Raw genomic sequence first — 24494 nt, forward strand, 5'->3', positions numbered from 1 at the left:
GCATGTTTGAGCGAAAATTGCAGAGTAGTTTTCAGGCTGGGGATGGCATAAAAAGGTGAATGATGGAGCAGAGAGTTAATACTTAAAAGGGAGTGGAAATAAATCCAGGGCCACAACCGACAATTTGGACCCTGGCGCAAGCAGATGACATTGCGAAATGGCTCTAGTGAGGAGAGGGTGCAGACAGAACTTTGTAAACAAAGTAACCGCCAAAAAATAACATCAATCCCAGTGTGACAAAGATTACGATCATTGACGACAGGCCTACGGCATTACCAAAAAGTAGATCTAACCAAAAATCCATAAGTATTCCTTTAGGTCGCGGGATAGTGGTCATAAGATAAACAATGCAGCGAAAATGTTGTGATGATCTGGATCAATGGTTTACGGGTTGTATTAACTTTGTGTTAACTAGTGCGGTTGCGATCACTTTTTCGCCTTGGTTGGTACTTCTGTGAGCAATTGGATATGGTTTTTTTTAAAAATGAGCATTTCTGCTTGCGTAAATTCTTTGGCTGAGTATTATAAGCCACCTCAGCAGCGATGCTGATTCAAGTAAAGAGTTTCAAAGGCTTTTTACTTATTTCGTCGGTGAATAGCGCAGTTTGGTAGCGCATCTGGTTTGGGACCAGAGGGTCGGGGGTTCGAATCCCTCTTCACCGACCACTTATTCAAGTGGTATGCCTGTATGGCGTGCTGCTGACAACGTCGGTGAATAGCGCAGTTTGGTAGCGCATCTGGTTTGGGACCAGAGGGTCGGGGGTTCGAATCCCTCTTCACCGACCACTTATTCAAGTGGTAAGCCAGTATGGCATGCTGCTGACTAAGTCGGTGAATAGCGCAGTTTGGTAGCGCATCTGGTTTGGGACCAGAGGGTCGGGGGTTCGAATCCCTCTTCACCGACCACTTATTCAAGTGGTAAGCCGGTATGGCGTGCTGCTGACAAAGTCGGTGAATAGCGCAGTTTGGTAGCGCATCTGGTTTGGGACCAGAGGGTCGGGGGTTCGAATCCCTCTTCACCGACCACTCTTCAAAGCCTCAGTCGAAAGACTGGGGCTTTTTTCATTTCCGACGTCGGAGAATAGCGCAGTTTGGTCGCGCATCTCCTGCTCTTAGGTAAATGGAGGACCAGAGGGTCGGAGGTTCCCTATTTCCTTGATCTTGGACTCTTCACCGACCACTCTTCAAAGTTTGCAGCGAAAGTCCGGGACGCGCAGTTTGGTAGCGCATCTCCTGCTCCTCGGTAAATGGAGGAACTATTTTGTGCGAGCTTGGGTCGGGGGTTCCCTGTTTCCTTGTTCTTGGCCTCTTCACCGACCACTATTTAAAGCCTGCAGCGAAAGTCCGGGACGCGCAGTTTGGGGCTTTTTTCATTTCCGACGTCGGAGAATAGCGCAGTTTGGTCGCGCATCTCCTGCTCTTAGGTAAATGGAGGACCAGAGGGTCGGGGGTTACCTGTTTCCTTGTTCTTGGCCTCTTCACCGACCACTCTTCAAAGCCTGTAGCGAAAGTCCGGGAAGCGTAGTTTGGGGCTTTTTTCATTTCCGACCTCGGAGAATAGCGCAGTTTGGTCGCGCATCTCCTGCTCTTAGGTAAATGGAGGGCCAGAGGGTCGGGGGTTACCTGTTTCCTTGTTCTTGGCCTCTTCACCGACCACTCTTCAAAGCCTGTAGCGAAAGTCCGGGACGCGTAGTTTGGGGCTTTTTTCATTTCCGACGTCGGAGAATAACGCAGTTTGGTAGCGCATCTCCCTCATCAAGCCTTAACTGCAATATACCTGCTTGCTTTGGCTCAGCTGTTTGACTGAAAAACCTTTTTGCTTGAGCAGTTCTGGCAGCCCTTCCTCTCCCAATAGATGCATCGCCCCGACGACGATCAAGAACTTGCCTTGCTGGTAGGTAGGATCCTCAATCAGCTTGGTCGCCCAGTCATGATTGCGATCGACAATCAGGGCGGCGTCGGTGTCATCATTGTACTGGCTTGCATCAAACAGGTTATCAAGCTGAGTTTGGTCGCCTGCTTGCCAGGCGCTGATCAGGCAGGTGAGCTGGCTAGTCATTTCATCCCATTCATTGACCGTGGCCATCAGCAGGTTTTTGCCATGATCGTCCAGTTGCTCCATCAGGCGAAGTTGCTTCTCGATACTTTCCAGTTCGAGGATAGGCAGTTGGCTGGCCTGGGCGCGTTTTAGCAGGGTAATATCAATCCCCCGATCTGGACTGAGGCCTGCCTGTTCGGCCATTTTCATCTGCAAACTGATCGCTGCCAGCCATGGTGGGGAGCTAAGTAGGGGCAAGGATGATAAACCGGCTAGCTTGGCAGTCGCGGCCAAAGATTGCTTCTCAGTCTCTGTTAACATCTCGGCAGTGGTAGCCACTGCTGGATTGAGCTGTGCCGAACTGGGCTTGAGGATGTTGGCTTCTACTACCAGGGCATCGGCACTGTCCCAATGGGAGGTAAATGCATTGGGCAACGGATAGAAGTCATCTTCACCGGCATGGATGGAGCCGAGAATGATAAATTCGCGCTGGGCATCTTGGGCTTGCCAAACTAATGGTTCGGCGACCACGCTGGTAGTGATGAAGGGTAACAGCAGGGCTGCCCGGGTGAAGAGTGCTTTGAGCATAATGATCCTGTGAGCTGATATAACCAGATATCTATTTGTTATATCAGCTCATCGTAGGATCGGATAGGGCTAGATAGTTACTTTTTAGGCTGAAGCCAGAACCACCAGACAATAAAGGCTATGGCAAGGAACCCGATGATAGCGACCATATTAATTCTCCGTCTGTGGTTGTGAATGGGACTGGGTGGCTTGCCTGTCTTCACCATCAGGCTTGAACAGCCTCAACCGGTTAGCGTTGCTGACCACGGTAATAGACGACAGCGCCATGGCGGCACCGGCGACAACCGGGCTTAGCAATGCCCCGGTAAATGGGAACAGAATACCGGCAGCTACCGGGATGCCTAAGGTGTTATAGACAAAGGCCCCGAATAGGTTCTGTTTCATGTTGCGTAGGGTGGCGCTGGAGAGCTGCAGCGCATCAGGCACGCCATGAAGCGAGTGGCGGACCAAGGTCAGCTGGGCACTTTCAATGGCTACGTCACTACCGCTGCCCATGGCGATACCGATATCGGCCTGGGCGAGGGCTGGCGCATCATTGATGCCGTCGCCAACCATTGCCACTTTTTTGCCACGAGCCTGTATTTTTTCCACTTCGCTGGCTTTGCCATCCGGCAGGACGCCGGCAATAACATGTTCGATACCCGCTTGTTTGGCGATGGCATTCGCGGTTGCCGGGATATCCCCCGTCAACATGATCACATCAAGTCCCATTTTTCTTAGGCGCTTGATAGCAGCCACCGAATCATGGCGGATAGGATCACTGACAGCCAGTAAACCGGCCAGTAGGCCATCGACCGCGACATAAATCGGGGTCGCCCCCTGTTCACTTGCGCTTTCGGTAGCCGGTTGGGCCTGGTCAATATCAATTTGATGTTGCGCCATTAATTTCTGGTTGCCAAGCAACACAGTATGGCCCAAGACCTCGCCACTGATGCCGTAGCCCGGTAGGGCTTTGAAGTTCAGCTGAGGCTCAAGACTAAGTGCTTCTGCTTTGGCTGCATTGACGATAGCTGCTGCCAGAGGGTGTTCGGAGCCTTGCTCCAGGCTGGCAGCTAAGGTCAGTAATTGGCCTTTGTTGAAGCTGTTGTAGCACTCGCTGCTGATCAGCGCTGGTTTGCCTTCGGTCAGGGTACCGGTTTTATCTAGTACCACGGTATCGACATCGGCAGCAATTTGCAGGGCTTCGGCGTTGCGGATCAGAACCCCGTATTCCGCCGCGCGTCCAACCCCGACGGTGACCGACATTGGGGTAGCAAGGCCAAGCGCGCAAGGGCAGGCGATGATCAGAACCGTTGTTGCTGTTACCAGCATATAGACCGATGAAGGATCTGGTCCGAAGTAATACCAGATCATGGCGGTGACGATAGCGATGATCATGACGGCAGGAACGAAAATGGCTGAAATAGTATCGGCCAGTCGAGCCAACGCCGGCTTACTGCTTTGTGCTTGGCGTACTAAATCGATGATTCTTGCCAGCATGGTATCGCGGCCGATTTTTTCTGCCGTAAATAGCAGGCTGCCGTGCTGGTTGATAGTACCGGCATGGAGGGTATCACCGGTTTTCTTGTTGGCCGGAATAGGCTCGCCGGTCAACATCGATTCGTCGATATAGCTCTGGCCTTCGAGAATGGTGCCGTCGACCGGTACCTTGGCGCCGGGATGAAGACGCAGCACCATACCGGTACGCACGTCAGCCAGAGGTACTTCGCGCTCTTCGCCATTTTCAACGATGATGGCGGTTTGAGGCTGCAAGTCCATCAGCTGTTCGAGCGCTTTCGAAGTCCGGCTCCGGGCACGGGCTTCAAGGGCGTGTCCCAGCGTGATCAGGCCGAGGATCATGGCCGATGCCTCGAAGTAGACATGGCGGGCTTGCATTGGTAGCAAATCGGGCACAAGCACGACAAATGTTGAATACAGCCACGCTGCACCGGTACCCAGCGCAACAAGGGTGTCCATGGTTGCTCGGTGGTGCTTGAACGCTTTCCAGGCATTGACGAAGAAGTGCTTGCCGACAGTAGCCAGTAAATACAGGGTGATGATCCCAACGATGCCCCAGCCTATTTGGTCAGCCCGCGATGCGATCATCATACTGCCGCCGAAAACACCCCAGGCCATCAATGGGCCACCGACAGCCAGTGCGATATAGGCATTCTTGATATGTTGGCGGTATACCTTCTCGTTTTGTTCTTGCTGGCGTTGGCGGCGGGTCAGCTCGTCTTCGGATAACTCGGCTTGGTACCCCGCATCTTCAACGGCTTGGATGATCACACTGCTTAGTGCATGCCCACTGACCAATGCAGTCCGCTCGGCCAAATTGACACTGGTGGATGAAACGCCAGGTACGCTGAGAATGGCTTTCTCGACCGAGCTGACGCAGCTGGCACAGGTCATGCCCGACAGGATAAATTGTTGAGATGTCGCCTCGTCATTTGCGGTTGATGTGTCACTCTGTACCGACTCAGCGTTGTTAGCGCTACTTTCTTTAGTACTGTTATCGCCAGCACTGTTTGCATATGTCACGCTTTCACTTGCTGGAGCGGCGCTAAACCCAGCGCCAACAATCAAGCCGATAACCTCAGCCTGCTCCAGCGAGGTTTGTACGCTGGCATGAGTTTTGGTCACCGCGAAGCTGTCGATGTCGGCACGCCCTTTGAGCAAGGCTTCGACTTTGGCGACGCACTTGCCGCAGCTCAGGCCTGACAGGGCAAGTTCGTAAGTGCTAGACATTACTTCTGATTGTTCAGTGTCCTGCAAAGGTACGCTGAAACCGAGTGATTCAATCAGTTCGATTAATTTTGGCTCGGGTAGCGTACCCGTTGCCGTAAGCTCAGTTTTGCTGACATCAGAAGAGAAAATTTCAGGTTGGCTGTCCAGCGCGTCCTTGACCTTACGTACACACTTGCAGCATGACAGGCCAGCTAGTGGCAGCTGGTATTGATAACCCGCTTCATAGCCAAGCTGGGAAATGGCATCGATTGCTGCTAAAGGTGCAAAGGTACCTTGCAGATTTGCTTGCTTGGTATCGACGTCGACGGACTCGACGCCCGGTAATTCTGTTAGGGCCGCTTTGATTTTATTGGCGCAGTTCATACAGCGCACTTTTCGTAGTGGCAGGGTTAACTCGACCATATTTAAGCCTTACTGATAAGACAGTTTGATGCATTTGAGGTAATCATAAAGCTTCCATCAACTGGAAGGTCAAACTATTTTGAGTGATATCGAAAAAAGCAATAATAGGCTTGCTACCGAAGCGATGACAGAGAATACTATTAAGCATAACCTTCCATTAACTGTAAGGCTGGATATGAATATCAGTGAAGTTGCCCAACAGACCGGGTTGACGACCAAGACCATTCGTTTTTACGAAGACAAGGGCATCATTTCACCGCCGGGCAGGGCGGCCAACGGTTACCGTCAGTACAGCGCCAAGCATGTCGATGAACTGCATTTGATCCGACGTTCGCGCTTGGTGGGCTTTACCCTCGATGAAGGCCGTGAGTTGCTGGCGTTCTCTCGTGATCCGCAACGACGCAGTGCCGACGTCAAAGCTAAGGCCGAGCAAAAACTGGTGGAGATCGATGAAAAAATCAAAGAGCTACTGGAAATGAAGCAAACTTTGGAAACGTTGACCAAGCAGTGTCCGGGCGATGAGGGGGCAAGCTGCCCGATTATTGAAGGGCTGTGCCGGCATGGCTAATCCTCTCCCTTCTATGAAAAAGGCAGGGATAACCCTGCCTTTTCAAACTTTTCTCTTAATCGCAGTATGCTAACCCACTAGTAAAGTAGCGAGTAAAGCTGGCGGCGGTATTTGCTGGCGACTGCGTTACCTTGACCAAGCGCTGCCAATATGTCCATCATGGCTTTCTTGGCTCCACCATCGGCAAAGTTCATGTCTTTGCGCAGCAGATTGATCAGTAGCTCCAATGCCTCTTCCGAGCGCTCAACTTGGCTGTACTGTACGGCAAGCTCAAAGGCAATGTCGTTGTTGCCAGGCTCTGCGGCTAGCTTTTCTTCCAGCAGGCGGATTTCAGGCGAATCGCTGGCTTGCTGGTGCAGTTCAAGTTTTGCCATCAAGCCTTTGTATTTGGCATCTTGATCTTGCATTGGGATTGTAGCCAGCAGGGCTTCTGCTTCATCGTATTGAGACGTACCTAGCAGGCATTCGGCCATCGCCAAATTGATCACGCTGTTTTGGGTGAACTTGGTCGCTAGCTCACGCAGTACTGGCAAAGCTTCGTTGTATTGCTGGTTGTCGACTTGCTCCAGCGCGGCTTTTAGCGCCAGCTCTTCAGGGCTTGGTAGGTGCTTGGCAAGCATTTCGGTAAGGCTTTGCTCTGTCTGCGGACCGGCCGCACCATCAACTGGCTGGCCATTTTTGAACACGGCGACCGTTGGCAAGCTGCGAACACCAAACTGCCCAGCAACCATGGCTTGGGTTTCACAGTTTAGCGTTGCAAGGGTGAACTGGCCCTGATAGTTAGCTGCTAGCTTCTCCAGTATTTGGTTAACTTCAGCGGATTCCGGCATGGATGGTGCCCAGAAGCTGATCACCACAGGGGTTTGCATCGATTGCTCGATCACCTGTTGTAGATTCTGTTCGTTGAGTTCGATGGCTAGATGTGCATACATGGGTTTATCTTCACTCCCTGGACTTCTGAAAAAGTGCGTAGGCCATAAATTTCTTCGTTGTGATAGTTATGGGGGGGAAGACGAGGATTTTCAAGGTGAAACAGTGAGAAGGTGATGGTCGTGGTGAAATATAGATGTGTTTGTAGAGATGGCTTGAAAAAGACGAGACAAATAAAAATGGAGAGCCCGGCTCTCCATTTTTATTGAAACGTTAACAGCAATGCGAGTGTCACACACACACAAAGGATATTTATTTGGCGCAATGTCATCGTCACACCTTTCTTTATTCTGTATCGGAACGGTTATTGAGGAAAATAAAGGCCGGTAGGGAACAACCTTAATTTACACTACAAGCTTAACCGTGCTGTGTGACACAAATATGACATTTCTTACTTTTTTCGGCGGAAACTCTGCTTCCGCCTGCCTATTCAGTGTTTTTTCAGGTTTGTTTGCTCTCGCTGGTGCTTTTTTGATCCCGGTTATTGGTAAGTGGCTTATTTTATTGTGTGTTTATTGAACATCATTCTCCAGCGTTATGTTTGGATCTATGCCTGATTCAGTTTATTAATCACTTTTGACCAGCATTGAATCGAGTAGCCTGGTAGGTAAAATACGGCGTAGGAAACCAAAGATATAAGTGGGCTGTGTAACATAATATCGGGCCTTCGGCTCTGCGGTTTTCATAATCGCTTGCAGCGGCTTCAACACCGCTTCAGGGCCGAGGGTGAACTTGCTTGATGGTGAGTCTTTGCCCAGCCGGTCTAGCGTATTCTGGTAACTGGCCTGGTGGCGAGAACTCGGCATATCAATAAATTGCTCGAATTTTGCTTTGGCATTGGCCCTGAATAGGCTCTCAATCGGGCCGGGCTCGATCAAACTTACCTTGATAGGTGTGTTGCTCAGCTCGAGGCGCAGTGTATCCGTGTAGCCCTCCAGGGCGAATTTACTGGCGTTGTAGGCACCGCGGTATTTCATGGCAACTAAGCCCAACACCGAGCTGTTCTGGACAATTTTACCGCTGCCTTGGGCCAGCATCACCGGGATAACCAGCCGGGTCAGGTGGTGCCAGCCAAATAGGTTGCTTTCAAATTGCTGGCGTAGGGCATGGGTAGGGAGGTCTTCCAGGGCGCCAGGCTGGCCGTAGGCGGCATTGTTGAACAAGACATCCAGTTTGCCGCCGGCTATGGCAAGGGCTTCACTGAATCCCTGCTCAATTGACTCCTCGCTGTCCATGTCCATCAGTACACTTTTAATGCCCTCGCTTTGTAAGCGCTCGACATCGCTGTGCTGGCGGCAACTGGCGATAACAGTGTGGCCCTGCTGGTGGAGTGTTTTTGCGCAGTAGTAACCAATGCCGCTGCTGCAGCCGGTGATCAGGATTCGGAGCGGGTTCGTAGCCGTCATTAGGGGCATTCCTTGTCTTTTTTGTCTTTAGAGGTGTGGGGCAAGCTCTTTGGCCATGAAATCAGCTATCCATGGCTGGGCATCGGGCTTAGGGTGCAGGCCGTCATCCATCATCCATTCCTGCTTGAGGATAATGTGCTCGAGGAAAAAGGGTAGTAGCGGGATCTCCAGTTGCTTGCTGATATCTTGATACACTTTTGCAAACTGGTCGCTATAGCGCTTGCCGTAGTTTGGCGGTACAAATATCTGCATCAGCAGCGGGTAAGCGCCTGCTTGCTCAATCTCGGTGATCATCTCATTGAGATTATTGCGTATAGTAGTAGGAGGAAATCCTCTGAGCCCGTCGTTGGCGCCCAGCTCAATCAAGACGAAATCGGGTTGGTGCTGTTCGAGTAGGCGGGGAAGCCGAGCCATCCCATTGCCTGTGGTATCGCCGGAAATACTGGCGTTGACCACAGTGACATCATGGCCATACTTTTCAAGCTCAGCATCCAGCAGGTTAGGCCAGCTCTGCTCAGCCTGCATCTGGTATCCGGCACTGAGGCTGTCGCCCAGTACCATCAGTTTGGCCGCGAGGGCGTGCTGAGTGAAAACAAGAAAAAAGATTACTGAAAGGAATCGCATCATGTCTACATCCGTGATTAAAGCTGTATCAGTGTCCAAGCAAGTGACGACAGCATCATCGTCTCTCACCATTTTGCAGGATGTTTCGCTCGAGGTCGAGCAGGGCGAGGCTATTGCCTTGGTTGGTGTTTCGGGAGCGGGAAAGTCGACCCTGATGACCTTGCTGGCCGGGCTTGATACTCCCAGCAAGGGCAGCATTGATCTGCTGGGCAAGCCTCTGGCAGCGATGGATGACGAGGCGCGGGCAGCACTGCGCAGTGACAGCATTGGCTTTGTCTTCCAGAGCTTTTTGTTGATCCCGTCGTTGTCGGCACTGGAGAACGTGATGCTGCCAGCCATCATAAAGGGGGAAGAAGCCGATGAGGGCCGTGCCCGCGAGTTGCTTGAAAAGGTCGGCTTAAATGGCAGGGAAGTTCATATTCCGGCACAGTTATCGGGCGGAGAGCAGCAGCGGGTAGCACTGGCGAGGGCATTCATGACCCGGCCCAAGGTGCTGTTTGCCGATGAGCCGACCGGAAACCTGGATCAGCATACCGCTGCCAACATTATTGAATTGCTGTTTGCCCTCAACCGCGATCACGGCACCACTCTAGTATTGGTGACCCATGATCCCCAGCTGGCCCAACGCTGTGATCGCACCTTGACGCTAGAAAGTGGGAGTTTGGTAGCCGCATGACAGAAATGACTGATATCCAATCCGATTCCCCAGCAGCCAACCGTTCGATGCTGCTCAAGTGGAGCTGGCGAGAACTGTGGCACGGCCAGTTATGGCCAGTTGCCGTGGCCCTGACATTGATTATCGCCTGTGTGTTTGCCTTGGCAGCCTTGGTGGTGAGGGTTGAGAAGATCATGGTCGATCAAGGCCGATCCATGATTGCCGCCGACTTAGTATTTCGCTCGGCCAATCCGGTTAAGCAACCCACCCTGGACAAGGCGGAGCAGCTAGGGCTGGTCGTCTCCCAGCAGGTGCGCTTCGGTACCATGGCTTTCAGTGATGAGGCCATGCAACTGGTCAGCGTCAAAAGCGTCGAGAGTGACTTCCCGCTTCGGGGCGAGCTTGAGCTGAAAAGCCCGTCTGGTACCCATCATCAAGTTCAGCCTGGTGAGTTATGGCTGGCAGAGCGGCTATTTGATTTATTGAAAGTCCAGCCCGGTGATGTGCTGGCGATTGGTGATGCCGAACTCAAGGTTAGCGGCACCATTGTGCAGGAGCCTGAGCTGTCGTTTAACCCGTTCAGCCAGATGCCGGCCGTGCTCATTCATGCTGATGACTTGGATAATACCGGGGCAATCCAGCCGGGCAGCCGGGTTCAGTACCGGGCGTATTTCACTGGCGCAGATAGCCAGCTCAAGGCATTGCAGGAACAAGTAGAGCTTGAGCCAGGGCAGCGCTGGCTGAGTGAAACCTCGCAGGGACGAACCGGTGATGTTATCGAAAAAGCCCGCCAGTACCTCTCGCTCACCCTGATATTGGTGATCTTGATGGCGACGGCCACCCTGGTGTTGACCTGCATGCATTACGCCTCGACCCGTACCGAGGTCGTGGCAATGATGAAAAGCCTAGGCGCCAGCAAGAAGTGGCTGTGGCAATGGCTAGCAAGACAGCTCGGCATGCTGTTTGGTCTTGCGCTGGTAGCTGGGGTTGCTATCGGTGCTTTGTTGGAATACTTGCTTCGGGTGCCCTTAGTGGATGTGTTGCCCGATCCCTTACCGGGAATAGGCTTTACGCCGCTGGTGGTTAGTGTACTTGTTGCCTTGCTGGTTGCTATCCCGGGCATGGGGATCCCGTTGTTGAAGCTGGTGGATGCGCCTGCCATTTCGGTGATACAACGAATGGATAGCTGGCAGACCAGCAATAAGGGCTACCTGCTGGCCCTGTTGCCTTTGGTCGCAGGCTTGTTGTGGTTGGGAAGCAATGGATTAATGTGGTTAACCTTGCTGGGATTAGCTGCAATTCTTGTCATTCTTGCCGTGGTTGGGGTCGCCATTGTCCGGGGACTCAAGCGAGGTCGCTGGGGACCGGCGATAACGCTGGCATTGAGCCGAATCAACCGTAGCCCGATGGCAACCGGGGCTCAATTGGCGGCTCTGACCAGCTCACTGATGCTGCTGACAGTGATTTGGCTGCTTCGCTCAGATCTGCTGGCGGACTGGCAGCAGACACTACCGGCAGATGCGCCGAATGTGTTTGCGCTTAATATTAGCCCAGAGCAGCAAGAGGAGTATCTCAACTATTTGGATCAGCAAAATGTGATGCGCTCCGATAGTTATCCGGTGGTAAGGGGGCGGATAACCCACCTCAACCAAGAAGACCTCCTTGAGCGCGCTAAACAGGGTGGTCAAGAGATTGATGGCTCGTTGCGACGAGAGCTCAATTTGACATGGCGTGAGTCCATTCCTGTTCATAACAAAGTTATTGCTGGGGAATGGCAAGCCACCAATGGGGTTTCTGTTGAATCGGGTGTGGCTGAAAGGTTGGGAATCACTGTGGGTGATACTGTAGCTTTCAACGTAAACAGCCAACCTTTCAGTGCTAAAGTGACCAGTATCCGTGAAGTCGAATGGCGTAATATGCGGCCCAACTTCTTCTTTATCTTCACCCCTGATGTGATGGCCGATATACCGTCTACATGGCTGGTGAGCTTCCGTATTGAGGCAGACCAACAGGCTATTGTTAATCAGCTTGGCCGGGATTATCCAACCGTTACTCTGCTCGACTTGCGCACCATGGCAACCCGTATCCAGGGCATCATGCAGCAGGTCTCCTTGTCGCTGTCGGTGCTGGCGGGCTTGGGTGTGATCAGTGGCTTATTGTTGGTAATGACCTTGCTGCGCTTGAGTCTGGCCCAGCGCCGGGACGAAATCCGCTTGTACCGTACACTGGGTGCCAGCCGGAAAAGGGTCTCGGCAACGGTGTGGGGCGAGTACGGCATTATGGCCTTGCTGGCAGGTGTAATGGCAGCGGCTGGCGCTGAAGCGGTCGTTGCGGCGCTGGTGAAGTGGGGCTTTGAGCTGCCGGTAAGCATGCACCCGATGATGTGGTTGGTGGTGCCATTACTCTCATTGATGCTGGTGGTGCTGATTATCCGCTCGATGATCAACAGCCTGCTGCAACCTGTTAAGGGTTAAGCATAAGACATTAATATGTTGCTAAAAAAGGCTTCCCGGTTCATTCGAATCAGGAAGCCTTTTTAGTCATCACTCGTAGATGTGGAAACTAGGCAAGCCTAGGGAGATGCTTAGGCAGAGGCAATATCTCCTAGTGCCACATCAATAGTTCTGTAGCGAAAGTCGTAGCCGAGCGCCTCGAGCTTGGTCGGTACCGCTCGTTGGCCTTCGAGCAGCAGCGATGCAGCTTCTCCGAGAGCCAGTTTCAGCACGAATGCCGGAGTGAAGAAGATATGAGGCCGGCGCAGTGCTTTGGCTAAGGTTTGGCTAAATACCTTGTTAGTGACGGGCTCTGGCGCAGTTAGGTTGAATGCGCCTTTTGCTGCTGGCGTCTCGAGCAGGAACACTATCGCATCGACCATATCTTGCAGGTGGATCCAAGGCGTGTATTGCGAGCCATTGCCAATCGGCCCGCCTAGCCCGAGTTGGTAGGGCGGCAGCATTTTTGCCAGCGCGCCGCCATGTTTCCCCAGCACAATGCCAGTGCGAAGCAGGCAGACCCGGGTTTGTTCACTCTCTGCTTCAAGGGCTATCTCTTCCCAGCGCTGGCAGACATGGTGGGCAAAATCTTCGTGGTTCACATGGTCGCTGATGGCAAACGACTCGTCTATGACGGTGTCTTTCTGGTCGCCATAAATCCCAACCGCCGAGCCACTGATAAAAGTGTGGGGCGGTTGGTTGCCGGCTTGTATTTTTGCAACCAGCTGCTCTGTCAGTCCCCAGCGGCTGTGGCAGATTTTCTTCTTTTGCTGCGGGCTCCAGCGCTTGTTGATGATCGGCTCGCCGGCGAGATTAATAATCGCATCAAAGTCGTCGAGGTTATCGAACTGGTCAAGGGAGGCGACGGCGTTGATCCTGCTTCCGAGGTTTTGGCTTGCCTTGGCTGGGTCCCGGCTCAATACGGTGACATCGTGCTGCTTTAGCGCATTGATTAGGGCCGAGCCGATAAACCCGGTGCCGCCGGTCACTAATATCTTCATGCTTCTCCTTTTAGGCTATGGCTTTGCCCTACGTGGTAAGACTTCCGACATAAGTATAGCTAAACCAAAGGGTTGGTACCGCTTACTATTTTCTTTATGACATTTGGTTATGTGGGCTAGCTCTCGTGTTTGGATATAAAAGCTGTGTCTATATGCGATTGGGGAGTACCTTGAAGGTATACCCACTTTTGATTACCGGGCGACAGCCAGGAGGTGGAATGTCGTTTGTACTCGCCCTGCTGAAATCCCTGCTCTCCAGTCTGCGTGACTTATTGCCGATCATCTTGGTGATAGGCTTTTTCCAATTGGTTGTTCTGCAGCAACCGATGCCGCAACTCGGCCCTATTCTGGTTGGCCTAGCCTTTGTCGTGATTGGCCTGACCCTGTTTGTGTTCGGGCTGGAAATGGGGTTGTTTCCGATTGGCGAGTCGATGGCCCGCTCCTTTGCCAGCAAGGGTAGCGTGTGGTGGCTGTTGTGCTTCGCGTTCTGCTTAGGGTTTGGCACCACCATTGCAGAGCCAGCACTAACTGCTGTTGTGGCAGAGGCTGCCAAGGTGGCAGCCGAAGGCGGGTTGATAGCGACTGATGCCAAAAGTCAGCTGGATTATGCAACGGGCCTGCGTTTGACGGTGGCGCTGTCGGTCGGTATAGCCATTATGCTTGGGGTGATACGTATCTTAAAAGGCTGGCCGATCCACCGGATGATCATCGGAGGCTATTTGCTGGTAATGATCATGACCTGGTTTGCCCCTTCAGCCATTGTCGGGATCGCCTATGATTCCGGCGGGGTGACCACGTCGACCATAACCGTCCCGCTGGTGGCTGCGCTCGGTGTCGGGCTGGCCTCATCGATAAAAGGCCGTAACCCGATAGTGGACGGCTTTGGCCTGATTGCCTTTGCCTCGCTGACGCCGATGATATTCGTCATGGCCTACGGCATGCTGGTGCACTAGGAGGACTGAGATGACAGAGCTTAATGGGATTGTTCCTCATTTTTTCTCCACTTTGCTGATGACAGTGCGCGATGTGGTACCGATTGCCGTCATCATTTTCGGTTTCCAGCTGGTGGTATTACGCCGTCCTGTTACCAATTGGCCGAGGGTTGCACTGGGGTTCGTTTATGTCGTGGTCGGGCTGTCATTTTTCCTACTCGGTCTTGAATTGGCGTTGTTTCCGTTAGGAGAATCTATGGCCGCCCAGCTGACGGCGATGGATTTCCTATTCGACAGTGGCGAGGGGATCCCGGATGTGATCCCCTGGACTCAGTATTACTGGGTATACATTTTTGCTGCTGCGATTGGATTTAGTACCACCATTGCCGAGCCCTCACTGATTGCCGTGGCGATAAAAGCCAATCAGGTTTCGGGTGACACAATTAGTGTTAACGGCCTGCGTATTGCGGTGGCATTGGGTGTGGCAGTTGGGATCTCGCTTGGTAGCTACCGAATTGTGGCCGGCGACCCGCTCCACTATTACATTCTTGCGGGTTACTGTGTGGTAGTGGTGCAGACCTATTTCGCACCGAAAATGATTGTCCCCTTGGCCTATGACTCAGGCGGGGTGACGACATCGACGGTAACGGTACCGATTGTTACGGCCCTAGGGCTAGGGCTGGCGTCCACTGTGCCGGGAAGAAACCCGATGCTCGATGGGTTTGGGCTTATTGCGTTTGCCAGCCTGTTTCCGATGATCACTGTGATGGCTTATGCCCAGTTGTCGGCAAGACAGGCTAAGAGGAGAGAAGGAAATGCGATTTAAGTTGTTATTGGCCTTTGTAGAGGACTCGAAAACCGATGCTGTCTTGGATGCTGCGCGCAAGGCTGGGGCGACCGGAGCGACGGTGATCAACAATGCCCGCGGGGAAGGTTTGTACCAGAAGAAAACCTTTTTCGGCCTCGGACTGGATGTCCAACGGGATGTGATCTTGTTTGTGGTCGAAGAGCACCTGGCTAGGACTATTTTGGAAACCATCGAGCGGGTTGGGGATTTTGATTCCTCCTCAGGGCAGGGGATCGCAGTCCAACTCGATGTCGAGGATGCGGTGGGGGTAGCCCACCAGGTTGAAACGTTAACCAAAGTTGTTGAGGCGAAGTTATGAGTGATGACACCTTGGTCCGGGTACGGGATGTAATGATGGACACCTATGCGACGGTTGAAGGGCTGACAACGGTGGCTGAGGCAATCCGCACTGCCAAGCGCAAGCAAGTTAAAGCATTGATCGTCAACAAGCGCAATGACGATGATGAGTACGGAATTGTGCTTATGAACGACATTGCCAAAAAGGTATTGGCGCTGGACCGCTCGCCGGAGCGGACTAACATCTATGAAATTATGACCAAACCTGCCTTGTCGGTCAGTGCCTCGATGGATGTCCGCTATTGTGCCCGTTTGTTCGAGCGCTTTGGGATCAGTCGCGCACCGGTTATTGAGAATGGCCATATCATCGGCATGGTGAGCTATAACAACATCGTACTGAACGGCATGCTGCGGGAAGAATCGTAATCGTTGGTACAATGGCATTGTCATGGGCTTAGGTGTAGGATCACTGGCATCCTGTACCAAAGAAAGATCTCCTGACATGAAATTGTTTTTTGCTTCTGATATCCACGGCTGCGCCGACAGCACCCGCCGTACTCTGGCAAAGTTCGAGCAGAGTGGTGCCGATCACCTGATCCTGCTTGGTGACGTACTCAATCACGGTCCTCGCAACGCACTGCCTGTGGGTTACGCACCGATTGAGGTAGCCGAGCAGCTCAACCAGCATGCCGAGAAGATCACCGCTGTACGAGGCAACTGCGACAGTGATGTAGATCAAATGCTGCTGGATTTCCCGATGATGGCGGACTACAACCTAGTACTGTTACCAAACGGCCGCCGCCTGTTCCTAACCCACGGCCACCTTTACAACGGTGATAAGCACCCGCGCCTGCGCGATGGTGATGTGGTGGTGTCAGGCCATACCCACCTGCCTGTTGCTGAAAAGAAAGATACCCTTTATGCCTATAACCCAGGTTCAGTGACGATCCCGCGTGGAGAATACCAGGCGAGCTATGGCCTGATGGAAGACAATATGCTCAAGGTGTTGTCGTTCGATGACGAAATCATTTGCCAGGTTGAGTTGGTGTAATTGACAAATTATTCACCAGTTGAGAGGAAGGCGGCTATTTAGCCGCCTTTTTTGATCTCGGTATTGCTTGTTTGCTGGCTTTAGCCGCTGCATAACATTCAGCCGCTATGCACATATGGGTATAAATGTAGTTGCAATGTGACGGCATGTTAGCGCGATTTGAATCTTTGGCGTACGGATTTGTTGCTCGATGTTTACAATATTTGTTGATTCGAAATATCCGAGTAATTCGTTCGTATATCTCGAATTATTGTTTTGGTGAACCCTTGAATATTTGTGTGATAAAAGTCACTATCCTCGCCTCCTTATTTTTGTGTATTTCAAGATGTGTCAGGTGCCAAACAATATGTGTCAGAATCAGTTTGATTCGTTATTACCGCCACAAATGGCGGAGAAAGCGGCCGAGGTAGGTGTAAGCAAGGCCACCAAAGATCCGATGAAGTCGTTGCTACTGGCGATCACCGCTGGGATGCATATTGGTATTGCGTTTGTGTTCTATACCACAGTCACTACTGGTGCCGGTGACATGCCATGGGGGATGTCGCGTTTTATCGGTGGTTTGGCATTTAGCCTAGGTCTGATTTTGGTTGTGATCACCGGTGGCGAGCTGTTTACCAGTTCTGTGTTGACGCTTGTTGCCCGTGCCAGCGGAAAGATCAGCTGGAAGAGCCTTTGGCTCAACTGGGGTGTGGTGTATATCGGTAACCTACTCGGTGCGCTGATGCTTGTTGCGATCATGCTGATGACCAAACAGTACATGTCTGGCAGCGGTGCGGTAGGTATCAATGCGATGCAAATTGCCCAGCATAAACTGCATCATGACTTCATGCAGGCCGTTGCCCTTGGCGTTATGTGTAATGTGCTGGTGTGTGTGGCGGTATGGATGACCTTCAGCGGTCGTACCCTGACAGATAAAATTTTGGTGATGATCCTGCCGGTAGCGATGTTTGTATCTTCGGGTTTCGAGCACTGTATTGCCAACATGTTCCAGGTACCGATGGCTATTGGTATCAAGCACCTCGCAACGCCAGAGTTTTGGCAGATGTCTGGCATGAATCCTGCGGATTTCGCTGACTTGACCCTTAGCAATTTTGTTATCAATAACCTGATCCCGGTAACTCTGGGGAATATCATCGGTGGTGGTGTGTTTGTCGGTATGGGGTATTGGATTATCTACTTACGCAGCAAGTAAGTGGGGAGTACCGTGTTCTACGTTTTACTAGCTTGGTATTGAGTTAGTTTTTTATTTCTTGTGTTGATTCGAGTCTGACATGTTGGCCGCTACGGATGTAGCGGCCTTTTTTTATTTCCGGACTGGTTTAGTTCACCATCATAGAGATGAAGTAACCAATGATGGTGGCAGAGCCCACACCGATAAAGCCTGGGATCATGAAGCTGTGGTTAAGTACGTACTTACCGATTGCCGTAGTGCCCGAGCGGTCGAAGCTGATAGCAGCTAGATCACTTGGATAGAACGGGAAGAAGAAGTAAGCGTAACACGCTGGTAGCACACCAATCAGTACTGCAGGGTCGATGCCAAGGGCAAAACCTAGCGGCATCATAATCGTCAGCACGGCTGCCTGGCTCTTCAGGAACACTGACACGAAGAACATTGCAAAGGCGAAGGTCCATGGGTAGACGTTAACCATGCCGCTTACCAGACCAACCAGGTACTCTTTGTGGTGGCCGATGATAGTGTCACTGAACCAGGCGATACCGAAGATGGTGATCACCGCGCTCATACCGGCAATGAAAACGTTGCTGTTAACGATACGCTTAGGCGAAATCTTGGTGGTCAGCAGGATTACCGCACCGACCGATAGCATCATGAACTGGATAGCGACCGACATGCCAACGCCTTGTGGCAGCACCTGCTTGCTGAACAGGGCGATACCAACAACGGCAAGAATACCCAGCAAGAATACAGTAAGGCCCTTCTTGGCTGTACGCTCGTGCTCGGCTTCTTCTTCAGCAGAGCCTTCCTGGTCAGGATCTACCAGGCTGCTGCGGAACTCTTCGTCTTCAAGGCGAGCTTGGAACTCTGGATCTTTGTCAAGGTCTTTACCGCGCTTCAGGCTCCACAGACACGCAATCAATAGGCCGCCAAAGGTTGCCGGAATGGTCACCATCAACACGTTGATCAGGTTGATATCCAGATTGTTGTCCATTGCCGTTGCCATCACCACGGCAGCAGCAGCTGCGATTGGGCTGGCAGTGATACCCATTTGCGAAGCAACGGTGGCCATTGCCATCGGACGCTCAGGACGGATACCTTTCTTATAAGCGACATCATAGATAACAGGCAGTAGCGGGTAAACCGAGTGGCCGGTACCTACCAGTACTGTCAGTGAGTAAGTACAAATCGGGCCTAGGAAAACTACATGCTCAGGGTGTTTGCGAAGCAGGCGCTCGGCAAATTTAACCAGTAGCTTCAAGCCACCGGTGGCCTCAAGGGTGGCAGAGGCGGCAACCACCGCGAGGATGATAAGCATAACACCGACAGGCGGTTGGCCCGGGGCGATACCAAAAACGAATGTCATTACGGAGACACCAAGGCCCCCAAGTAAACCAAAGGCGATACCGCCATGGCGTATGCCGATCAAAATGACAGCTAGCAGTAATAACAGGTGTATCCAGAACATTATTCCATTATCCTTGTTTCATATAAGTCAATAACCGCTCGAACTTCTGCACTAAGTTCTTAACTCGGGTTTATAAACCATCAACTACACCAAAAGTGGTATACAAGTTCCGAAAAAACATTCCGTTAACGAATATTCATACTCTTTATGTGGGTATTGTGACGCCTGTCAACATATGCTGTCAGTTGCGTGAAAAAAGTAGGAATAATTATTCAGGGGAAAAGATAAGAAACTGATTTTATATGAGTAAAAAAATGCCCCGCGGTGCGGGGCATTGAAAGATTATGCAAGTAACAAAAAATTACTTGTTAGCGTCGTCAGCTTGTTTTGCCTGGATCGCAGTAAGAGCAACAGTGTAAACGATGTCGTCTACTAGTGCGCCGCGAGATAGGTCGTTAACTGGCTTGCGCATGCCCTGAAGCATTGGACCGATAGATACTAGGTCTGCAGAACGCTGTACCGCTTTGTAAGTCGTGTTACCCGTGTTTAGGTCTGGGAATACGAATACAGTTGCTTTACCTGCTACTGGAGAGTTAGGCGCCTTAGAAGCAGCAACGTTTTCCATGATCGCAGCATCGTACTGTAGAGGGCCGTCGATAACTAGATCAGGACGCTTCTCTTGAGCAAGCTTGGTTGCTTCACGTACTTTCTCAACGTCTGCACCCTTACCAGAAGTACCGGTAGAGTATGAGATCATTGCTACGCGAGGCTCGATGCCGAATGCTTTTGCAGAGTCAGCAGACTGGATAGCGATTTCTGCTAGCTGCTCAGCTGTTGGATCTGGGTTGATCGCACAGTCACCGTATACCAGTACCTGATCAGGTAGTAGCATGAAGAATACAGAAGATACGATAGACGCATCAGGTGCAGTCTTGATGATCTGGAATGGAGGAACGATAGTGTTCGCAGTCGTGTGAACCGCACCAGAAACCAGGCCGTCAACTTCGTCGTTTTCTAGCATCATTGTGCCTAGGAAAACAGAATCCTGAAGTTTTTCACGAGCAACAACGTCAGTCATGCCTTTGTGGCCACGTAGCTCTACAAGACGAGCAACGTAGTTTTCACGTACTTCATCAGAGTTGATGATAGTTACGCCAGCACCTAGAGTAACGCCTTGCTGCTCAGCAACACGCTTGATGTCTTCTGGGTTACCAAGAAGCACACACTCAGCGATGCCGCGCTCAGCACAGATAGCAGCTGCTTTAACTGTACGTGGTTCGTCGCCTTCTGGCAGAACGATACGCTTAGCCGCTTTACGTGCAAGTTCAGTTAGCTCGTAACGGAATGCTGGTGGGCTTAGGCGACGCTCTTTGGTTGAACCTTCAGTTAGAGATTCAATCCACTGGCCATCAATGTGGCTTGCCATGTATTCGTTAACTAGCTCAACACGCTCTTTGTCGTCAGCTGGTACTTCTAGGCTGAAGCTCTGAAGGTTCAGAGATGTCTGCCAAGTGTTACCCATAGCAGTCATAACAGGCAGGCCTGTTTCGAATGCGCGCTCACATAGGTCCATAACTGGCTTAGGTAGCTCGTAGCCACCCGTAAGCAGTAGGGCACCGATTTCAACGCCGTTCATTGCCGCAAGACATGCTGCAACGATAACGTCTGGACGGTCTGCAGAAGTTACTAGCAGAGAGCCAGGGCGGAAGTGCTCAACCATGTGCGGGATAGAACGCGCACAGAAAGTGATGCTCTTGATACGGCGAGTTGCGATTTCACCTTCGTTGATGATTTCAGCGTTCAGGTGCTTAGCGATGTCAGTTGAACGAGTCGCGATCAGCTCAGCGCTCCAAGGTGCACAGCCTAGTACACGGATTGGGCTTGAGTTGAATACCTGCATAACTTCAACGTTTGAAGGCACAGTAGCTTCAGCGTCGTCGAAGATTTCAGATAGGTCTGGGCGAGTACGGCCTTCAGCGTCAACAGGTGCGTTAAGCTTGTTAACAATAACACCAGCGATTTGCTTGTTCTTGATACCGCCGAAGTTAGAACATGCTACTTCGATACGCTCTTTAAGCTGAGCTGGGTTATCAGTACCAGGTGCAACAACGAATACGATTTCCGCATCCAGAGTCTTAGCGATCTCGTAGTTGATCTGGTTAGCAAATGGGTGCTTGCGAGTCGGTACTAGACCTTCGATTAGCGCAACTTCAGCGTCAGCTGTTGCTTCTTTGAAGCGTGCAACGATGTCTTCTAGTAGCACGTCGCTCTTATCGTTACGGATAAGCTCTTCAGCACAAGCCATTGAGAATGGTTCAGCCACTTTCATATCGCTGTTGGCTGCGATGATGTTCGTTGTTAGATCTGGCTGACCGCCACCGTGACGTGGCTGGGCGATAGGCTTGAAGAAAGAAACGCGAACACCTTTGCGCTCCATTGCACGAAGCACACCAAGGCTTACGCTAGTAAGACCAACTCCGGCACCAACCGGAACAAGCATAATAGTACGGGACACTATGGATTCCTCAACTATTGAACACGACAGTGCTGTGCAATAACGATGGGTGAACCGGTATTGGACAGCACCACAAAAAAGCATGACCTATGGTCATAAGCCATGAAAAAACGGCCGGCCTAGGCCAGCCGTTGGAATCAGTATCGACCGATTAGATTTCAGCTAGACGAGCTGTATCTTCAGCGATAACTAGTTCTTCGTTAGTTGAAACAACCATTGCAGGAACACGGCTGTTTTCAGTAGTGATCACACCTTCGCCGCCGAAACGTGCTTTAAGGTTAGCTTCACCGTCAACTTCAACACCTAGGATAGCAAGGCGGTTTAGAACCATCTCACGGATAGGTGCAGAGTTTTCACCGATACCGCCAGTGAAAGTGATTGCGTCTAGACGACCTTCTAGAGATGCAGTGTAACCAGCAACGTACTTAGCTAGACGGTGGCAGAACACGTCCATTGCACGTGTTGCTTCTTCTTTCTCGCCGTAGTTGTCTTCAACGAAACGACAGTCAGAAGTCACTTCAGTCAGACCCATTAGGCCAGACTCTTTAGTTAGCATGTTGTTGATTTTCTCAACAGAGTAACCTAGGTTGTCGTGCATGTGGAAGATGATAGCTGGGTCGATGTCACCACAACGCGTACCCATTACTAGACCTTCAAGAGGAGTTAGACCCATAGAAGTATCTACAGACTGACCGTTCTTGATTGCACAAACTGAAGCACCGTTACCTAGGTGACAGTTGATGATGTTTAGTTCTTCTTCTTTCTTACCTAGTAGCTTCGCAGTTTCGCGAGTGATAAATAGGTGAGAAGTACCGTGCATACCGTAGCGACGGATACCGTGCTCTTTGTATAGGTTGTACGGTAGAGCGTATAGGTACGCTTCTTCAGGCATAGTCTGGTGGAACGCAGTGTCGAATACAGCAACGTTCTTAAGCGCTGGGAAAGACTTCTGAGCAGCTTTGATACCGATGATGTGAGCAGGGTTGTGAAGAGGTGCAAGTGTTGCACAGTCTTCGATACCTTTAAGTACATCTTCACAGATAAGTGCAGACTTAGTGAACTGCTCGCCGCCGTGTACTACACGGTGACCGATAGCTTTTAGGTTTTCAGCTAGTTCAGGCTTAGAAGCAAGAATTGTGTCTACCATGAACGCTAGAGCTTCTTCGTGAGCAGCGCCGTCGCCTAGTTGAGCTTCGTGCTTACCATCAAGCTTCCACTTGATACGTGCTTCTGGAAGGTGCAGACATTCTGCAAGACCTGTCAGGTGCTCTTCACCTGATACCGCGTCAACAACAGCGAACTTTAGAGAAGAACTACCGCAGTTAAGAACTAAAACCAGCTTAGACATGAGTGACTACCTATAATCTGTCTGAAAGTTGATATTCAACTGAAATAAAAATTACCCATAGGATAGACGACTTTTCGATAAGCCGGTCTAATCAGGGTCAAAATCGTGCTACATCCGTATCAAGATAGAATCGTGTAACCCAGATTCTGGGCCATCCTTGGAAGCGCCTTCAGTTGCCAGAACGATGATTACAGGCAACAATAAATGTAGGCGTGCATAGGATAGCGATTGTGGTGCAATATAACAAAAGTATTTTTAGAAAAAATTAATTTGAATCAAGTTTGTTATCGCCGGTTTTGAATTTTTACTGTTTTTTTTGAAGTTTGGTGGTTTATGAGTCAACAACATTCTATTTGGCAAGCTTTCCGTCATGGCCAGGATTACATGGCTACGTGGCCAATGCGCAAAGAGTTGGCCATCCTGTTTCCCGAGCAGCGCTATATCAAAGCGACACGTTTTGCGATGCGGGTAATGCCTGCCGTTGCGGTAATGAGTGTATTGAGCCAAATGGCCTTTGATAACTATGACGCTTTACCTCAGGCGATCACTATTGCCCTGTTTGCCTTAAGCATGCCCTTGCAAGGGTTGTGGTGGCTCGGCAAGCGCAGCCGGACCGATTTGCCGCCGTCGCTGGCAACCTGGTACCGTGAGATCCATGACAAGATTGTTAGTGAAGGGTATGCGCTGCAGCCGTTGAAGAGCCGTCCGCGCTATAAAGAATTGGCGCAAGTGCTAAACCGTGCCTTCAAGCAGCTCGATAAATCCTCACTGGAACGCTGGTTCTAGCTTTCCTGTTATTTGATTTGAAGCACGAGCGTTACCGCTCGTGCATTTCCTGTCTCGGCTCTACCCGGCAAAAAGTGCCAAAGAAAGCGAGCGGAGATAGCTTTCTATATCAGCGTCATTTTTTTCTGGCATACCGTGCATTAACCACTGCTCGCATATTCCTGATAGTAAGCTTTCGAAAATCGTTGCTGCTATCTGTGGTGTGAGGTGATCGTGTAGCAGCCCAGAAGCATCCAGGCTCTCCATGGCAGCGAGCATCAGGGCGCGATCTTCCCGCGATTGTTCAATGAAGTTGTTCATCAAGCTCTCATCGGCAAAGCACTGGAACGAGAGCTGCATGATCATCTTCATCTTGGGGTTGTCGTGCATTTCTACCAGCAGTACCCGTGCGGTATTGAGCATACCTGCTTTTAGTTTGTCCCCCTCAAGTTGCTGCGTCGCATAGATAGCCTGTTGCAGCTCCGGAGACTGGGCTTTCCAAAGAGCGTCCAATAAGTCGGCCTTGTCTTTGAAATGCCAGTAAATCGCCCCGCGGGTGAGCCCTGCTTCTGTAGCAATACCGGCCAGGGTCGTTTTTGCTAAGCCTTTTTCGCTGAATACCTTCATTGCAGTATCCAGTATTAGCTGCCGAGTCTGCTCGGCTTCTTCTTTACTTTTTCTTGCCATTTGTTTTATCCGAGATTCGGGAGTGCACCGGCACTCCCG

At 51.2% G+C, this 24494-nt stretch carries 21 protein-coding genes and 4 tRNA genes; 14 read left to right on the forward strand and 11 right to left on the reverse strand.

Annotation, left to right across the window (positions count from 1 at the left end; all coding sequences use genetic code 11):
* Window positions 1-163: 163 nt before the first annotated feature.
* A complete protein-coding gene (locus ACXAD4_RS03790) occupies window positions 164-304 on the reverse strand; it encodes a DUF3149 domain-containing protein (RefSeq protein ID WP_107350385.1) in 141 nt (46 codons plus the stop codon).
* 285 nt (window positions 305-589) lie between these two features.
* Between ACXAD4_RS03790 and ACXAD4_RS03795 the strand changes: the two genes are divergently transcribed.
* The 4 genes from ACXAD4_RS03795 to ACXAD4_RS03810 all read left to right on the forward strand — a co-directional run bounded on the left by ACXAD4_RS03795 (window position 590) and on the right by ACXAD4_RS03810 (window position 1026).
* Window positions 590-666 (forward strand) — tRNA-Pro (locus ACXAD4_RS03795).
* Between the two features lie 43 nt (window positions 667-709).
* Window positions 710-786 (forward strand) — tRNA-Pro (locus ACXAD4_RS03800).
* A gap of 43 nt (window positions 787-829) precedes the next feature.
* A tRNA-Pro gene (locus tag ACXAD4_RS03805) sits at window positions 830-906 on the forward strand.
* 43 nt (window positions 907-949) lie between these two features.
* Window positions 950-1026, forward strand: a tRNA-Pro gene (locus ACXAD4_RS03810).
* A gap of 736 nt (window positions 1027-1762) precedes the next feature.
* On the opposite strand, the gene ACXAD4_RS03815 is transcribed toward ACXAD4_RS03810, so the two are convergent.
* Window positions 1763-2626 (reverse strand): TraB/GumN family protein, encoded by an 864-nt coding sequence (locus tag ACXAD4_RS03815; RefSeq protein ID WP_475238792.1) that lies wholly within the window; start codon window positions 2624-2626, stop codon window positions 1763-1765.
* A gap of 150 nt (window positions 2627-2776) precedes the next feature.
* A complete protein-coding gene (locus tag ACXAD4_RS03820) occupies window positions 2777-5755 on the reverse strand; it encodes a copper-translocating P-type ATPase (protein ID WP_475238795.1) in 2979 nt (992 codons plus the stop codon).
* A 175-nt stretch (window positions 5756-5930) separates the two neighbouring features.
* Between ACXAD4_RS03820 and cueR the strand changes: the two genes are divergently transcribed.
* The gene (gene cueR, locus ACXAD4_RS03825; protein WP_475242705.1) at window positions 5931-6323 is read left to right on the forward strand and encodes a Cu(I)-responsive transcriptional regulator; all 393 of its coding nucleotides are present in this window, start codon (window positions 5931-5933) and stop codon (window positions 6321-6323) included.
* 77 nt (window positions 6324-6400) lie between these two features.
* Here cueR and ACXAD4_RS03830 read toward each other — a convergent pair whose 3' ends face one another.
* From ACXAD4_RS03830 to tesA, 3 genes are all read right to left on the reverse strand, one after another.
* The gene (locus ACXAD4_RS03830; protein ID WP_475238798.1) at window positions 6401-7255 is read right to left on the reverse strand and encodes a co-chaperone YbbN; all 855 of its coding nucleotides are present in this window, start codon (window positions 7253-7255) and stop codon (window positions 6401-6403) included.
* A gap of 564 nt (window positions 7256-7819) precedes the next feature.
* On the reverse strand, window positions 7820-8659 hold the full coding sequence (locus ACXAD4_RS03835) for an SDR family oxidoreductase (RefSeq protein WP_475238800.1): 840 nt from the start codon (window positions 8657-8659) through the stop codon (window positions 7820-7822).
* A 27-nt stretch (window positions 8660-8686) separates the two neighbouring features.
* On the reverse strand, window positions 8687-9286 hold the full coding sequence (gene tesA / locus ACXAD4_RS03840; protein WP_475238802.1) for a multifunctional acyl-CoA thioesterase I/protease I/lysophospholipase L1: 600 nt from the start codon (window positions 9284-9286) through the stop codon (window positions 8687-8689).
* Here tesA and ACXAD4_RS03845 point away from each other — a divergent pair.
* Complete coding sequence (locus ACXAD4_RS03845; RefSeq protein WP_475238804.1) at window positions 9285-9959, forward strand: ABC transporter ATP-binding protein; 675 nt, start codon at window positions 9285-9287, stop codon at window positions 9957-9959. The two genes, tesA and ACXAD4_RS03845, sit on opposite strands and share 2 nt — an antisense overlap.
* Window positions 9956-12412: an ABC transporter permease gene (locus tag ACXAD4_RS03850; RefSeq protein ID WP_475238807.1), complete on the forward strand. Its 2457-nt coding sequence runs from the start codon at window positions 9956-9958 to the stop codon at window positions 12410-12412. Before ACXAD4_RS03845 ends, ACXAD4_RS03850 begins: the two co-directional genes overlap by 4 nt.
* A gap of 110 nt (window positions 12413-12522) precedes the next feature.
* On the opposite strand, the gene ACXAD4_RS03855 is transcribed toward ACXAD4_RS03850, so the two are convergent.
* A complete protein-coding gene (locus ACXAD4_RS03855; protein WP_475238809.1) occupies window positions 12523-13431 on the reverse strand; it encodes a TIGR01777 family oxidoreductase in 909 nt (302 codons plus the stop codon).
* 218 nt (window positions 13432-13649) lie between these two features.
* Here ACXAD4_RS03855 and ACXAD4_RS03860 point away from each other — a divergent pair, with 218 nt between their 5' ends.
* The 6 genes from ACXAD4_RS03860 to focA all read left to right on the forward strand — a co-directional run bounded on the left by ACXAD4_RS03860 (window position 13650) and on the right by focA (window position 17750).
* Entirely contained in the window at window positions 13650-14384 is a 735-nt protein-coding gene (locus ACXAD4_RS03860) for a DUF1538 family protein (RefSeq protein WP_475238811.1), read from the forward strand.
* A gap of 10 nt (window positions 14385-14394) precedes the next feature.
* A complete protein-coding gene (locus ACXAD4_RS03865; protein WP_475238813.1) occupies window positions 14395-15189 on the forward strand; it encodes a DUF1538 domain-containing protein in 795 nt (264 codons plus the stop codon).
* Window positions 15179-15529, forward strand: coding sequence for a P-II family nitrogen regulator (locus ACXAD4_RS03870; protein ID WP_039458099.1), 351 nt, complete (start codon window positions 15179-15181; stop codon window positions 15527-15529). Before ACXAD4_RS03865 ends, ACXAD4_RS03870 begins: the two co-directional genes overlap by 11 nt.
* Complete coding sequence (locus tag ACXAD4_RS03875; RefSeq protein ID WP_475238816.1) at window positions 15526-15933, forward strand: CBS domain-containing protein; 408 nt, start codon at window positions 15526-15528, stop codon at window positions 15931-15933. The genes ACXAD4_RS03870 and ACXAD4_RS03875 overlap by 4 nt, the downstream gene beginning before the upstream one ends.
* 76 nt (window positions 15934-16009) lie before the next feature.
* Window positions 16010-16558, forward strand: coding sequence for a phosphodiesterase (yfcE, locus tag ACXAD4_RS03880; RefSeq protein WP_475238818.1), 549 nt, complete (start codon window positions 16010-16012; stop codon window positions 16556-16558).
* Window positions 16559-16904: 346 nt separating this feature from the next.
* The gene (gene focA / locus ACXAD4_RS03885; RefSeq protein WP_475238821.1) at window positions 16905-17750 is read left to right on the forward strand and encodes a formate transporter FocA; all 846 of its coding nucleotides are present in this window, start codon (window positions 16905-16907) and stop codon (window positions 17748-17750) included.
* A gap of 127 nt (window positions 17751-17877) precedes the next feature.
* Here focA and ACXAD4_RS03890 read toward each other — a convergent pair whose 3' ends face one another.
* From ACXAD4_RS03890 to ACXAD4_RS03900, 3 genes are all read right to left on the reverse strand, one after another.
* The gene (locus ACXAD4_RS03890) at window positions 17878-19200 is read right to left on the reverse strand and encodes an anaerobic C4-dicarboxylate transporter (protein WP_187462356.1); all 1323 of its coding nucleotides are present in this window, start codon (window positions 19198-19200) and stop codon (window positions 17878-17880) included.
* Window positions 19201-19501: 301 nt separating this feature from the next.
* Window positions 19502-21640 carry a phosphate acetyltransferase gene (gene pta / locus ACXAD4_RS03895; protein WP_475242706.1) on the reverse strand — a complete coding sequence of 713 codons (2139 nt, stop codon included), beginning with the start codon at window positions 21638-21640 and terminating at the stop codon, window positions 19502-19504.
* Window positions 21641-21806: 166 nt separating this feature from the next.
* Entirely contained in the window at window positions 21807-23003 is a 1197-nt protein-coding gene (locus tag ACXAD4_RS03900; RefSeq protein WP_222552137.1) for an acetate kinase, read from the reverse strand.
* A gap of 333 nt (window positions 23004-23336) precedes the next feature.
* On the opposite strand from ACXAD4_RS03900, the gene yfbV reads away from it, so the two are divergent.
* Window positions 23337-23789: a terminus macrodomain insulation protein YfbV gene (yfbV, locus tag ACXAD4_RS03905; RefSeq protein ID WP_475238823.1), complete on the forward strand. Its 453-nt coding sequence runs from the start codon at window positions 23337-23339 to the stop codon at window positions 23787-23789.
* Window positions 23790-23849: 60 nt separating this feature from the next.
* Here the strand turns inward: yfbV and ACXAD4_RS03910 are convergent, their stop codons facing one another.
* Window positions 23850-24455 (reverse strand): TetR family transcriptional regulator, encoded by a 606-nt coding sequence (locus ACXAD4_RS03910; protein WP_475238825.1) that lies wholly within the window; start codon window positions 24453-24455, stop codon window positions 23850-23852.
* Window positions 24456-24494: the final 39 nt, after the last annotated feature.

The sequence above is a fragment of the Photobacterium sp. AWH4_225 genome (assembly GCF_056158405.1).